Below are 12604 nucleotides of genomic sequence, written 5' to 3'. Positions count from 1 at the left end.
ATCTTTAAATTCTGTAATCTATTTTTTGCACGAGACTTGTCATGACTAACGATTTACCTATCCGTTTTTTACCTCAGCAACTGCCAAAAATTTACGCCATGCTAAAAGCCGGCGTGCTCTCGAGCAACTCACTGACTCGACCAAGCAAACTGCCGGCAATGCCGGTGCGTAAAGACGATCACATTTCGCCCGCCAGCGATGAACTAATCGATGCCTATAGCGAATGGACCGGCGCACCCGCCGCGCGTTATCGCGATACTGTACCGGCGCATTTTTGCAGCCATTGGGCCATGCCATTACTGGCTGAGCTGGGCCGCTTAGCACCTTACAATCTCACCACCTTGCTGAATCAGGGTGTGCATATGGTGATGCATCAGCCCATCCCACGCGGCATGCCGATGACGCTGGAAGGCCAGCTCGTTGAAGTGAAAGAAGTAGGCAATCGCCTGCGTATTCATATGCGCATCGAAGCCAGCATTGAAGGCCTAGGTCGCTGTTTAGATATCGATAGCTATGCCGCCGTGCTGCTTGGCCCGCGTGATAAAAATACCACCAGCGAACGTGTCGAGCCCGCCTTTGAGGCAACGGGCAGCTGGTCGGTAGACGCTAAAGATGGCCTGCGCTTCGCCTTCCTCACCGGCGACTTCAACCCCATTCATACCGTGCCTGCAGTTGGCCGCCGCACCGCCACTGGTAGCTGCATCTTGCATGGCTTTGGCCAGCTCGCAAAAACCTGGGAAACCCTGCTCAATGCCGGCTGGGATATTCAAGAGCTGGATATCCGTTGGGTAAAACCATTGCCCATGCCTAGCGGCGAAGTGTCGGTAGACGTTAGCCCAAGCATCGACGCCGATGGGCAACATGCACTGCGCGTGGTCTCTGACCATGGCATGCATTTGGTGGGCCGCTTTGCTGGCACTAAAGCCGCTGGTGCACAAGCTGCCGGGAGCGCCTCATGAGCAAACTCAGTAAAGCCATGATTGTCTGCGGTAGCCGCACGCCATTTTTAGACTCAGGCGGCGCCTATTCGCAACTGATGAGCTATGAGCTCGCCGCTTACGCCATTCGCGGTGTACTCGCGCGCAGCGACATCGACCCCGAACAGCTCGGCATGGTCATGGCTGGCACCGTGGTACATGAAGTCGAAACCTCGAACGTCGCACGCGAAGCCATGCTCGCCGCCGGCATCCCATCAACTGTGCCTGCCTGCACAACATCCATGGCAGGTTTATCAGCAACAGCCTCAGTCACTAGTCTTTGCGACATGATCAGCCTCGGCCGTATCGACTCGGGTATCGCCGTTGGCACCGAAACCTTCTCCGACATCCCACTACGCTATTCGCGCACGCTACGCCGCGGCGCCATGCAACTGCGCCAAGACAGCTCAGCAAGCAGTGTCATGCGTCTACTCGGCCAATTGCGCCCGCGCGACATATTGCCGGTGATGCCTAGCGGTGGCGACTTCACCACAGGCATGTCCATGGGCGAATGCACCGAAGTCATGGTCAAGCACTGGGGCGTGACTCGCGACGCTAGTGATGCCTTCACTGTGCGTAGCCACAAGCTGACTCTTGCGGCACTGGCTGCCGGCCATTTGCAGCAAGATATCGATGCCGTAGAAGTTGACGACACACTAGTCAGCGACGACAACTCGCCGCGTGCCAACTGCACGCTGGAGTCGTTGGCTAGACTCAAGCCTGTGTTTGATAAAACCTCGGGCATCATCACCGCCGGTACGGCATCACGCTTTACCGACGGCGCGGCAGCACTTCTACTTACCAGCGAAGCTTATGCCGCCGAGAACGATTTAACGCCACTGGCCTGCGTGCGCGACTACGCTTTTGCTGGCGTCAGCGACATCGGCAGCGAGATGCTGCTTGGCCCGGCCGCGAGCATTCCGCGCCTGCTGGCCAAAAATAAACTCAGCGTCGAAGACATCGGCGTATGGGAATTGCACGAAGCATTTGCCGCGCAGATTTTGGCGAACCAAGCCTGCCTCGAGTCCAGCGAATTTGCCCAGCAATATCACGCCGGATGGGTGGCTGGACGCATTCCATTAGAGCGCTTAAATGCCTGGGGTGGATCGCTAGCGCTGGGCAACCCGTTTGCCGCTACTGGCACTCGCTTGCTGATGACTGCTGCGCGCCGGATGCACGCCGAAAACGCGCGCTATGCCGTGGTGTCGAGCTGTGCTGGCGGCGGTTTAGGTGCTGCGGTGTTGTTGGAGCGGGTGTAAGTCCACTTCTCAACATCCGTGCAAGCAGCCTGCTCAGCCAATTGAGATACTTTTGGCAGGATATGTATAAGGCCTGCTAGAACGTCAAGAATCAATAAAGTGAACTCTTGTAGGATGCCGTCGATAATAAAAATATTGAGGGCATCCTACATGCTTACACCTAACATCATGCGATCAGCTCAACTGATACTGCTTTGCACTTTTGTGGCACTAACGACAGCCGCCTGTGGAGGCTCCGACTCAAAGCTGAGTCATGCTGCCGCCGATGTTGATCCTACCGATCCTACCGATCCTACCGATCCTACCGATCCTACTGACCCTACTGACCCTACTGACCCTACTGACCCTACTGACCCTACTGACCCCACTGACCCCACTGACCCCACTGACCCCACTGATCCTACCGATCCTACCGATCCCGTCACAATTTCTAAATGCAGGGCTGCCGAGTTTCCATCCGCATTATGGACTGCTTGTGAACTAAAAAATTACGGCATCGCATTAGGATCAATTGTTGGAAATCTAGTAAAAACCGACTTTGTCTTAAAGTACACCTTGCAAAGTACTGCCAATCTCACAGAGTTCACATGGCGCACTCTCACAGACATTCATTGGGATAGTGTTACTAACTTGTGCGGAACAATGGCGGGCCCCTGTGTCGGTGACCCGTTGCGCTACCCAATCAATAACCCATGGTATGACAACGTCGGCACAGTGACCCCTGTTAACTTTTATGACAAAGAAGGCGCTCGCTTAAGTGGTCGAGTTTGGGCACCAAAAAACCCACCAGTAGGGAAAACTTACCCTGCGGTGATTATTTTGAATGGCTCCGTTCAAGCACCAGAAACACTGTATTGGTGGGCAGCTCAGCTATTAGTCCAAAACGGTTATCTCGTGATGACCTTTGATCCGCGTGGGCAGGGCAGGTCCGACACTAGGACGCCCGACTTCAAATTTGGCAGCAATTTAAATCCAGTTGTTTTTCGCCGTAATCTGATTGATGCAATAGACTTTTTCTACTCAACACCTACTGCACTATACCCACATAATTTATCAGGTGCCGCAGGACCAATTGGCGACTCAAATCGAGCCAAAACAACGTCGTACAACCCTATTTATCAACTGCTAGACCGTGATCGACTTGGTATTGCAGGGCACTCACTTGGTGCTACTGGAGTCTCAGTGGTTCAAGGCGAGTCCGATTGGCAAGGGACTATGCACACGAGTAATCCAGTTAAAGCGATGGTCGCATGGGACAACCTAATGCTTAGCGACAATTTAGATGGTGTGCCGGTCGTTCCACGCATTCCCTCCATGGGGCAGTCTGGCGATTACTTTCTACTTCCCGCACCACATTTAACCCCCCCTTCTGATAATAAAAATGCCGGCTTCGACTTATGGCAAGAAAACAGTGTTGACTCTTATCAAATTAATATACGAGGGGCGACTCATTTTGACTGGAGCCTGATCTACCCGCTCCCTTCATCAAATTGGGAGCCCGGAAAAATCATCGCTGCTGATGGTAGTGATAATGGTGCAGGCTGGGCCAATCCCGTTGCGCAATATTATACACTTGCCTGGTTCGATCGATATTTGAAGCTTCCTGGAGAGCAAGGCTATGCGGATGCGGACTCACGTCTGCTGAATGATCGCATCTTTAGAGATCGCTTGAGTTGGTATCATCCAAGCAAGAGAGCGTTTAAAAATAGAAACGATAAACTCCAATCCTGCGAAAATATTGCTCTAGGATGTCAATAAATACATGCATACGTACTATTATAAAAAATAGTCAATTAACTGCTAAGCTAAAGTATGCGGTTTTTTTCAGAGATCAAATGACTCATGACTAGCGGGGTTTATATTCTAGGTAGCTTAGCGAAAATGGTGCTGAGCTACCTAGATAAGGAGAGGATTGCAGCGCCGAAATTAAGAGCTGAGCTTGCAAAGCGAGGGCCATTTGAGCTAGTCCCTATTGAAGATTGGTGGCGCTGGCACGACCGTGTGCAAGAAGAAAGCTTCCAGCCAGCCTTAGGCCTTCATATAGGTCGTTGCGTGCAATTACACCACCTCGGCCTGTTAGGCTACTTAATGGGAACTTGCCAAACCTGTGGACATGCACTGGAGGCTTTTCAAAAGTTCCAACCACTGATACACAACCTAAACCCAAGCCTCGTCAATATTCGTGGAAACTATATATGCATCACTTGGGATGATCGATACGGCACCTCTACGCTAATATCTAATGAAGTGCTTGCATCATCATTTCTAACCAATCTTCGAACACTAACTGGCCTACCAGATATAAACTTTCATAAACTATCATTCCCAGGGCCACCGCCTAAGCATTATGAAATTTATCGCACATTATGGGGGTGTGTCGTAGATTTTGATGCTCCAAGTATGAGTTTTGAGCTTTCTGTAGCTTATCTTTTACTACCTATCCCATCATATGATGAAAATCTGAAGCTAATTTTAGAAAAACAAGCAGAGTCGCTTATTGAGCAGCACCCACGCCCTGACCCGTTTATTAGCGAGCTTCATGAGTTAATAATTCCAGCAATTAAAAGAGGCGAGGTTTCTGCCGATCGCCTAGCTGGCGAAATAGGAATGTCACTGCGCTCATTTTATCGGGCCTTAGACAAACGGGGCATAACCTTTCGCGATTTGCTGCGCACCATTCGCTACCAATTAGCTAAACAACACTTAAATAACCGCCGGATAGAGCTCGTGGACGTAGCCTCCCTACTGGGCTACTCAGATCAAAGTGCGTTCACAAGAGCATTTAAATCGTGGCATGGCGCTACTCCGCGACAATATCGCTTAAATAGCCAAGGCGCATCTGAGCAGGCTAATATTTAGTAGCGCATAAGAACCATTCAACGCTAGGCGCCCCTCGCGTTCTTTAGAAAGCAAAAACCCGCCTTATCAGCGGGTTTTTGTTTGGCTTACTTGTGAAGCAAAGCCTTAAAGATGGTGCGCTAGAGAGGACTTGAACCTCCACGCCTTGCGGCACCAGAACCTAAATCTGGCGTGTATACCAATTTCACCACTAGCGCATCGGCGCGCATGATAGCAGAGCCGATTGCTAGCTGCCATGCAGGCGGTGCAATTTTTTTAAAATCATACCGCCAAGTAGGCAAGAGAGTTACGCAACGCCTCTTACGAAGCCCGCATACGTCGTGTTTTCCTCGTGCCGCGCACATTCGCCACCACTGTTGCGGCAAAAGACCATAGCCCCGACTCATTGGGCTTAGGCACTTTACCATTGCCCATGCGGTGCAGTTGGCGCGTGTACCACGACACTTCCATGATGGCCATGCGATCGACCATGCCAATACCCGTTTTAATAGGCTTAACGCGATAACGCATTTCTTCGCCTGCCAATAAGCGATTAGCGGCATCTGGCTCGATGGCCAAAGGACGACCCAAACCGATCAAGTCCAAGGCACCCGAATCTAGCGCTGCTTGCATGACCGCTAATGTGCGAAAGCCACCCGTCACCATTAATGGCGTGCTGATATGCTCACGCACGGTTTCGGCAAAAGTTAAGAAATACGCTTCACGCTCGATAGTCGAGGCCTTAGCACCAGTCATCGCCGGCGCTTCATAGGTGCCGCCAGAGATTTCGATCAAATCGATGCCGGCATCGGCCAAGGCCTTGATGGTGGCAAGTGACTCTTCCTCAGTAAAACCGCCACGTTGGAAATCTGCCGAGTTCAGCTTAATGCCAATGGGAAAATCGGCGCCGACCTGCGCACGCATGGCGGCATACAGCTCGAGCACAAAGCGACGGCGTTTTTCAGGCGTTCCGCCCCAGCCATCTTCACGCACATTGTGCCGCGGCGATAAAAACTGGCTGACCAAATAGCCGTGAGCACCATGAATTTGCACACCAGCAAAGCCGGCTTTTTTAACGATGCCTGCGGCATTGGCGAAACGCGCAATGGTGTCGAGAATTTCAGCCTCGGTCATCTCGCGTGGCGTCGCAAAAAATGACTGCATTTCAGCTTTAAACGGAATCGCCGAAGGCGAAATATTTTCGCGATTCAAACCTTTCGGCGATTGCTTGCCAGGATGATTAAGTTGCACCCAAATGGCCGTGTCGTAGTCGCGGCCAGCCTGTGCCCATTCTTGCAGTAGTGGCAAATCGCGTTCGTCTTCAATAACAACATTGCCCGGCTCGCCTAAAAAGCGGCGATCGATCATGACGTTACCCGTCATCAGCAAGCCCGTGCCGCCTGCTGACCAACGCTGATATAAGCGCACCAAAGCTTGAGTGACGCGATTATCCATGGTGCCCATGGCTTCGCTTAAGGCCGACTTCGCAAGGCGATTCGGTAAAGTAGCGCCATTGGGCAGCGTCAGAGGGACAGCTAAAGACAAGGACATGGTCGGGCTCCGATAAAAGTGAGCCCGAGTATAGACTATGACCTAGGCGCTGCGTATGGCCGACAAACCAACACGACTAGGCACGTCGGCATCGCCATGTAGGGTAATCAAAGCATCGCCCATGGCTTGCTCACACACCAATGACAACGCGCGAGCATCTCGCTCAGCCACCGCTTGCACTGGCAAGAACTGAACATCAACACGAATGCGCTCACCCGCCAGCACATTAAACAAATGCGGCACTAAATCATCGTTTCCAATAAATGGCGCTAAGGGGTGTAAGGCATCACCCTGGCGATAGCAAATAACGATGGGCTGAACCTTGCAATCGGTATCGCAAGCAACGGCGAATAGCTTAGGGAAAAAGCGCTGCACGCGATGACCATCGGTAGTGGTGGCTTCAGGGAAAAACAGCACACTACGGTTCGCAGCTAGTGCTGACTTCATCGAGCCTTGCACACGCGCTGAGTCACCTGAACCACGCTGAATAAACAAGGTGCCGACCGCCTGTGCCAAATGCCCAATCAATGGCCATTTAGCCACCTCGGCCTTGGATAAAAAATCCACCGGCGCAATGCCGCCAAGTACCGGGATATCCATCCACGAGACATGATTGCTGACCCATAAGCTCACGCCAGTGGTCGGCGTGCCATGCACATTAACATCGAGATTTAGTCGTGAAGCCAGACCATGCAGCCACCAGCGCACAATAGGTCTATGCCACGATTTCGGCTGTGTAAAAAACATGCCTGTGAGAAATGCCAACGTGCAGCCTGTGAGCAAATGCAGGGCAATAAGCAGCAAACGCCATAATAGGCGCGGGCTAAATGGAGGGTTTTGCATCACGGCTGGGTGCTCGCGTTTACTTCGGGGCGTTCGTACTCGGCTCACGGCATCCTACATTTAGGCGGTCTTTAAGAACCGTTGAGCATACCGTCCTGCCATCGCTTGTACATCTAATAATATGAAGACATCGGCGCAGTTGAATTCAGGATCCCAGCAAGCTTCACCACCAATCTGACAACCCATGCGTAAATACGCTTTGAGTAATGGTGGCAAGCTGACACTGCCAACCATATCGCTTGAAAGCACGATTTCGCGTGTTGGGCTAACACGTAACTCATTGGCAACAAAGTGCTTTTCACGCAATGTTGGCATCACGCTTGCCAAGGTCGTGCCGCCATCGGCAAGGCTAATGCTGGCGCAACCGATTAGATAGCTAAAGCCTTCGCGCATTAAATAATCGGCCATGAATGACCAAAGCACAGTGATAGCACCACCGGAGCGGTAATCGGGGTGCACACAGGTGCGGCCAATCTCCAAGATGCGCCCAGGCAAATTTTCTAGCGCGGAGACATCGAACTCATTGGCTGAATAGAAGCCACCAGCTAAGCGAGCTTGCTCTTGGCTGAGTAAGCGTGTGGTTGCTACTAAACAATCGTTGGCTACGTCGTAAACTGTGATGTGGCGGCAAAACAGGTCGTAGCGATCATTATCAAGGCCATCGAAGGCCACGCCATACTCCATACCAAAGACTTCCGCGCGCAGCACTTGCGCTGCACGCATAGCATCGGGGGTATCGGCAAAGCGGGCTTCTAGGATAGGCTTCTGGCGCACTGCCTCGACCTGTGCTGCAACCTTAGCTTTCTTGCTAGCCTTCTTCGCAGCTTTAAAGCTTAAATTGCGCAAGAGTGACATGGGCATTGAAACCAGTGTTGGTACACGGCGAGTAGTCATAGAGCGGCTCTTATTTGTCGTTTTCATGCACGCAGTGTCATATCTAGCCATGTCGACAACGTGACAGATAGGTGACAATTAAGTGACAGGCCAAAGGCTTGCCATCGCACACATAGGAAGCCACATGGATCTCTCGCTCAGCGCCTTAGCACTCTATGCCGCCACCGGCATTTTCTCGGGCTTTTTAGCAGGGCTTCTAGGCATAGGCGGCGGCATGATCATCGTGCCCGCCCTACTCTGGAGCTTCCACTTGCAGGGCATTAGTCCTGAAGTCTCGACTCATATGGCCGTTGGCACTTCGCTCGCCTCTATTTTACTGACCTCTGTTAGTTCAGTGCGCACCCATCATCAGCATGGAAATGTTGACTGGCCGCTCATGGCCAAGCTCTCTATTGGCCTGATGATCGGCTCCTGGTTCGGCGCGCAAATTGCTCATGCCATGCCTGCTCGCACGCTGCAAATCATCATCGCGATTTTCGCTTTATGGACCGGCCAACACCTGCTGCGTGGACGCAAAGCTCAAGCACAGGACAAACCGTTTCCGGGCACTGCAGGAACTATTGCCGCTGGCAGCGTCATCGGCACCGCGTCAGCAATTTTCGGCATTGGCGGCGGCAGCTTAACCGTGCCATTTCTCGTGCATCACGGCATGCGCATGCAACGTGCCGTTGGCTCAGCTGCCGCCGGCGGCTTTCCCATCGCACTCGCCGGCAGCCTGGGCTTTCTTTGGGCAGGATGGTCAGAGCCCGGCCTGCCCGCAGGTAGCACCGGCTTTATTTATTGGCCGGCATTACTCGGACTCAGCATTACTAGCCTGATTTTTGCCAGCTTTGGCGCTCATGCAGCGCAACGCTTGCCCGCTGCACAATTAAAACGCTTATTTGGCATTTTGTTGCTCGCCGTTGGCGTACAATTTCTATTCGGCTTTGACTAAGCCCCTTCGATTGCACTAGATAAAAACCATAAGCACCATGACCGAAAAGCACTCCCTCGACACGCCAATAGAAAGTTATGACCCCGAGCTCAGTGCTCGCGTGTACTGCATCCCAGAACAACAGGCCCTGCGCATTAGCGTGGGCTTGCTGCTAACCCTGTACGCACTGATTTTATCCAGCTTGCTGCCACAACCTGCATGGATCTTCATTGCCATACCCATAGCCTATGGGCTTGCCCACGCCGTGCTCGGATATATTGAGGGTCGCAAAGGCTCATCGCATCGACTCAGTGGCGCCATTACCGCGCTAGATATTGCCCTGTTCCTGCCCGCTCTATGGTTCGACCCCTTAGCTAGCACGCCGACACTATTGCTCGCTGGCCTATTTTTTGGTCTCGCTAGCGTGCGTCATCGCAGCATTACATTGACCAAACTAACCTTGTGGATGCTGGCACTGGCCGCAGTAACACTCATTGCCCGCGCTGCAATAAGGCCCGAACTCGCCATACTGCCACTGCTGGCTAGCGCTGCTGTACTGCTGCTTTTGCATGGCTTGGTCATCATGTTTCGCCATCACAGCATGGACTTACGCACCATTGCCGACCTTGCACCACACGATGATAAAGAGACCGGCCTAGCCACTCGCTCTACGCTCTATGCCACTGCGCAATTGCTGTGGCCTCTCGCGCATCGGCAAAATATGCCCGTGTCTTTGCTTTATTCCGTGGTCGATCCAGAAGTCACGCTAAACGATGCTATTGCCAGCAGGCAGTTGAGCTTGGAGCTGGCACAAGCCATGGCATCGGTGGCGAAATCACACTTACGCGGCTGCGATATTTTAGTGCGCTATGATCGCCTGCGTTTTGTCTTCATCTTGCTTGATTGCCCACATAAAAACGCCGACGAGATTGCGCAGCGATTGCAAACTGCTTTTCAGCAGGCCCTACAAGTAACTGGCCACAGGGCTCAGGCATACATCAGCGCAACGTGGCTGCCAACATTGCCGCTAGCACTCGACCCCATGCTCTCTGCACTGCATAGCGCCCTAGATAGAGCGCGCCAACGTGGTCAAGCACACGCTGGCGCCGTTTATACCAATCCAGAACGACCGCGTTAAATGCGACCAAGCTCGGCTAATAAATTGTCCGACAAAGTGCAAAAAAATCCTGTTTGCACATAATGCAAATCGGTTTACAGAGTGTTATGATGCTCGCGCTTTAAGCCGTCAACCGCTGCCGCAACAGCCTGATTGGTCGAGAGCATTCGAATTCGTTGTTCTAACCTGAGAGATACTTATCATGCAAATCAAAAAAGTTGCTATTTTAGCCGCCGTTGCTGCAACCCTAGCCATTGCTGGCTGCGCAAAGAAAGAAGAAGCTGCTCCAGTTGAAGCTACTGTTGAAGAAGCAGCTCCAGTTGCTGAAGAAGCTCCAGTTGCTGAAGCTGCACCAGTTGCTGAAGAAGCCGCTGTTGAAGCTGCTCCAGCTGAAGAAGCTGCCGCTCAGTAATGCGGTGAGGCTTACGCCTCAAAAAAAAGGGGTGCATTATGCACCCCTTTTTTATGCCTGAAATTTGGAGATACTCATGACTTGCCCTTGCGGTTCCTCACTAGCACTAACCGAGTGCTGCGGCCCAATCATCGCCGGCTCACCCGCCCCTAGTGCTGAAGCCATGATGCGTGCGCGCTACACTGCTTATACGCAGCACAATATTGATTTCATCATGGCCTCTACGCACCCCGATGGCCGCGCCGATAGCGACATCGACGCCATGCGTGCATGGGCTGAAACAGCCGATTGGCAAAGCCTAGAAGTATTACAAGTAGAAGCAGGCACAAACCAAGATCGTAAGGGTCTGGTAGAATTCAAAGCTCACTACCTCATCGGTGGTGTGAAGCATCATCATCACGAAGTCTCGGGCTTTGTTAATTCCGATGCCGGTTGGCAATTTCGCGATGGCGAAGTGCTGCACGCCGGCCCATCAGAAAAACTCAAGCCCGTGGTCAATGAATTAAAAATTGGCCGTAACGACCCCTGCCATTGCGGCAGTGGCAAAAAATTTAAGAAATGCCACGGCGCTTAAGCGCTGGCTAAAACGGAGAGATAAAATGAGCCACGACCCAATCGTGATTGTTAACGGCGCCCGCACCCCAATGGGCGGCTTTCAAGGCAGCCTCGGCAGCGTCATCGCTACCGATCTCGGCGCCATTGCCATCCGTGAAGCCCTGAGCCGCGCCGGCGTTGCTCCTGAGCTAGTGCAAGAAGTCATCATGGGTTGCGTGTTGCCAGCAGGCCTGAAGCAAGGCCCAGCTCGCCAAGCCGCACTCAATGCCGGCATTCCAGCAGCCGCAGGCGCTACCACCATTAACAAGCTTTGCGGCTCGGGAATGAAAGCCACCATGTTGGCACATGACCTAATCGCCGCTGGCACCAACGACATCATGGTCAGCGGTGGCATGGAGTCGATGAGCAACGCACCGTACATCCTGCCGAAAGCACGTGGCGGCTACCGCATGGGCCATGGCCAAGTCTTGGACCACATGTTCTTAGATGGCTTGGAAGATGCTCGCACTGGTCGCCTAATGGGCTCATTTGCGCAAGACATGGCCAACACATTGGGCCTAACTCGTGAAGCCATGGATGACTTTGCGATTGAATCACTGCGCCGTGCCAATGCGGCCATTGCCAATGGCAACTTCAAAGCCGAGATCGTGGCAGTGCCTGTGCAATCGCGTAAAGGCGAAACCTTGGTCGATACCGACGAGCAACCAGGCAACGCCAAGCCAGAGAAAATTCCTACCTTGCGCGCGGCTTTTGCTAAAGACGGCACCATCACTGCCGCCAACGCCTCATCCATTTCCGATGGCGCATCGGCTCTAGTGTTGATGAAAGAAAGCAAAGCAGCTGAGCTTGGCTTAAAGCCACTGGCACGTATTGTCGGCCACGCAACTCAGTCACAAGACCCCAGCGAATTCACCATCGCTCCTATTGGCGCAATGAACAATTTGTTTGCCAAAATCGGCTGGAGCGCTGAGTCGGTCGATCTGTTTGAGATCAACGAAGCATTCGCTATGGTCACCATGGCCGCGATGATCAAACACAACTTGCCGCATGAGAAAGTCAACGTTTACGGCGGCGCCTGCGCGCTCGGTCATCCCGTTGGCTCAACTGGCTCACGCATCATTCTCACGCTCATTCACGCGCTCAAACAACACGGCAAAACTCGTGGTGTTGCCGGCCTGTGCATTGGTGGTGGTGAAGCCACAGCCATGGCTATCGAGATTATTTAATCCGATTGAAACCCCAGTA

The 12604-nt window shown here is 52.6% G+C and carries 12 protein-coding genes and 1 tRNA gene; 9 read left to right on the top strand and 4 right to left on the bottom strand.

What is annotated here, in order from left to right; translation table 11 throughout:
- The first annotated feature begins 41 nt into the window (after window positions 1-41).
- The 4 genes from ACFQ0F_RS00215 to ACFQ0F_RS00200 all read left to right on the top strand — a co-directional run bounded on the left by ACFQ0F_RS00215 (window position 42) and on the right by ACFQ0F_RS00200 (window position 5095).
- A complete protein-coding gene (locus tag ACFQ0F_RS00215) occupies window positions 42-959 on the top strand; it encodes a MaoC/PaaZ C-terminal domain-containing protein (RefSeq protein WP_379067788.1) in 918 nt (305 codons plus the stop codon).
- Entirely contained in the window at window positions 956-2236 is a 1281-nt protein-coding gene (locus ACFQ0F_RS00210; RefSeq protein ID WP_340675185.1) for a thiolase family protein, read from the top strand. Before ACFQ0F_RS00215 ends, ACFQ0F_RS00210 begins: the two co-directional genes overlap by 4 nt.
- Before the next feature lie 150 nt (window positions 2237-2386).
- Window positions 2387-3994 (top strand): alpha/beta hydrolase family protein, encoded by a 1608-nt coding sequence (locus tag ACFQ0F_RS00205; protein ID WP_379067785.1) that lies wholly within the window; start codon window positions 2387-2389, stop codon window positions 3992-3994.
- Between the two features lie 84 nt (window positions 3995-4078).
- Window positions 4079-5095 (top strand): helix-turn-helix domain-containing protein, encoded by a 1017-nt coding sequence (locus ACFQ0F_RS00200; protein WP_379067766.1) that lies wholly within the window; start codon window positions 4079-4081, stop codon window positions 5093-5095.
- A gap of 112 nt (window positions 5096-5207) precedes the next feature.
- Here the strand turns inward: ACFQ0F_RS00200 and ACFQ0F_RS00195 are convergent.
- From ACFQ0F_RS00195 to ACFQ0F_RS00180, 4 genes are all read right to left on the bottom strand, one after another.
- Window positions 5208-5292: transfer RNA gene (locus ACFQ0F_RS00195), tRNA-Leu, on the bottom strand.
- A gap of 103 nt (window positions 5293-5395) precedes the next feature.
- Window positions 5396-6625 (bottom strand): NADH:flavin oxidoreductase/NADH oxidase family protein, encoded by a 1230-nt coding sequence (locus ACFQ0F_RS00190; protein WP_379067763.1) that lies wholly within the window; start codon window positions 6623-6625, stop codon window positions 5396-5398.
- A gap of 42 nt (window positions 6626-6667) precedes the next feature.
- A complete protein-coding gene (locus ACFQ0F_RS00185; RefSeq protein ID WP_379072048.1) occupies window positions 6668-7468 on the bottom strand; it encodes a lysophospholipid acyltransferase family protein in 801 nt (266 codons plus the stop codon).
- Between the two features lie 60 nt (window positions 7469-7528).
- Window positions 7529-8362 (bottom strand): GNAT family N-acetyltransferase, encoded by an 834-nt coding sequence (locus ACFQ0F_RS00180; protein WP_340675181.1) that lies wholly within the window; start codon window positions 8360-8362, stop codon window positions 7529-7531.
- Between the two features lie 124 nt (window positions 8363-8486).
- Between ACFQ0F_RS00180 and ACFQ0F_RS00175 the strand changes: the two genes are divergently transcribed.
- The 5 genes from ACFQ0F_RS00175 (at window position 8487) to ACFQ0F_RS00155 (ending at window position 12585) form a co-directional block, all read left to right on the top strand.
- The gene (locus tag ACFQ0F_RS00175) at window positions 8487-9296 is read left to right on the top strand and encodes a sulfite exporter TauE/SafE family protein (protein WP_379067760.1); all 810 of its coding nucleotides are present in this window, start codon (window positions 8487-8489) and stop codon (window positions 9294-9296) included.
- Window positions 9297-9333: 37 nt separating this feature from the next.
- Entirely contained in the window at window positions 9334-10413 is a 1080-nt protein-coding gene (locus ACFQ0F_RS00170; protein ID WP_379067757.1) for a diguanylate cyclase domain-containing protein, read from the top strand.
- A gap of 181 nt (window positions 10414-10594) precedes the next feature.
- Complete coding sequence (locus ACFQ0F_RS00165; protein WP_340675178.1) at window positions 10595-10804, top strand: hypothetical protein; 210 nt, start codon at window positions 10595-10597, stop codon at window positions 10802-10804.
- Window positions 10805-10880: 76 nt separating this feature from the next.
- Window positions 10881-11378: a YchJ family protein gene (locus ACFQ0F_RS00160; protein ID WP_340675177.1), complete on the top strand. Its 498-nt coding sequence runs from the start codon at window positions 10881-10883 to the stop codon at window positions 11376-11378.
- A gap of 25 nt (window positions 11379-11403) precedes the next feature.
- The gene (locus ACFQ0F_RS00155) at window positions 11404-12585 is read left to right on the top strand and encodes an acetyl-CoA C-acyltransferase (RefSeq protein ID WP_340675176.1); all 1182 of its coding nucleotides are present in this window, start codon (window positions 11404-11406) and stop codon (window positions 12583-12585) included.
- The last annotated feature ends 19 nt before the right edge of the window (window positions 12586-12604 follow it).

Origin of the sequence: Paraperlucidibaca wandonensis (genome assembly GCF_042677145.1) — a bacterium.
Taxonomy (GTDB): Bacteria; Pseudomonadota; Gammaproteobacteria; order Pseudomonadales; family Moraxellaceae; genus Perlucidibaca; species Perlucidibaca wandonensis.
The sequence above is the reverse complement of the archived record's forward strand: the minus strand, read 5'-3'. Positions and strand labels throughout refer to the sequence as shown.

Coding starts and splice junctions, on each gene's coding strand:
- ACFQ0F_RS00215 (WP_379067788.1), top strand. CDS start 42: ATGACTAACGATTTACCTATCCGTTTTTTACCTCAGCAACTGCCAAAA.
- ACFQ0F_RS00210 (WP_340675185.1), top strand. CDS start 956: ATGAGCAAACTCAGTAAAGCCATGATTGTCTGCGGTAGCCGCACGCCA.
- ACFQ0F_RS00205 (WP_379067785.1), top strand. CDS start 2,387: ATGCTTACACCTAACATCATGCGATCAGCTCAACTGATACTGCTTTGC.
- ACFQ0F_RS00200 (WP_379067766.1), top strand. CDS start 4,079: ATGACTAGCGGGGTTTATATTCTAGGTAGCTTAGCGAAAATGGTGCTG.
- ACFQ0F_RS00190 (WP_379067763.1), bottom strand. CDS start 6,625: ATGTCCTTGTCTTTAGCTGTCCCTCTGACGCTGCCCAATGGCGCTACT.
- ACFQ0F_RS00185 (WP_379072048.1), bottom strand. CDS start 7,468: ATGCAAAACCCTCCATTTAGCCCGCGCCTATTATGGCGTTTGCTGCTT.
- ACFQ0F_RS00180 (WP_340675181.1), bottom strand. CDS start 8,362: ATGACTACTCGCCGTGTACCAACACTGGTTTCAATGCCCATGTCACTC.
- ACFQ0F_RS00175 (WP_379067760.1), top strand. CDS start 8,487: ATGGATCTCTCGCTCAGCGCCTTAGCACTCTATGCCGCCACCGGCATT.
- ACFQ0F_RS00170 (WP_379067757.1), top strand. CDS start 9,334: ATGACCGAAAAGCACTCCCTCGACACGCCAATAGAAAGTTATGACCCC.
- ACFQ0F_RS00165 (WP_340675178.1), top strand. CDS start 10,595: ATGCAAATCAAAAAAGTTGCTATTTTAGCCGCCGTTGCTGCAACCCTA.
- ACFQ0F_RS00160 (WP_340675177.1), top strand. CDS start 10,881: ATGACTTGCCCTTGCGGTTCCTCACTAGCACTAACCGAGTGCTGCGGC.
- ACFQ0F_RS00155 (WP_340675176.1), top strand. CDS start 11,404: ATGAGCCACGACCCAATCGTGATTGTTAACGGCGCCCGCACCCCAATG.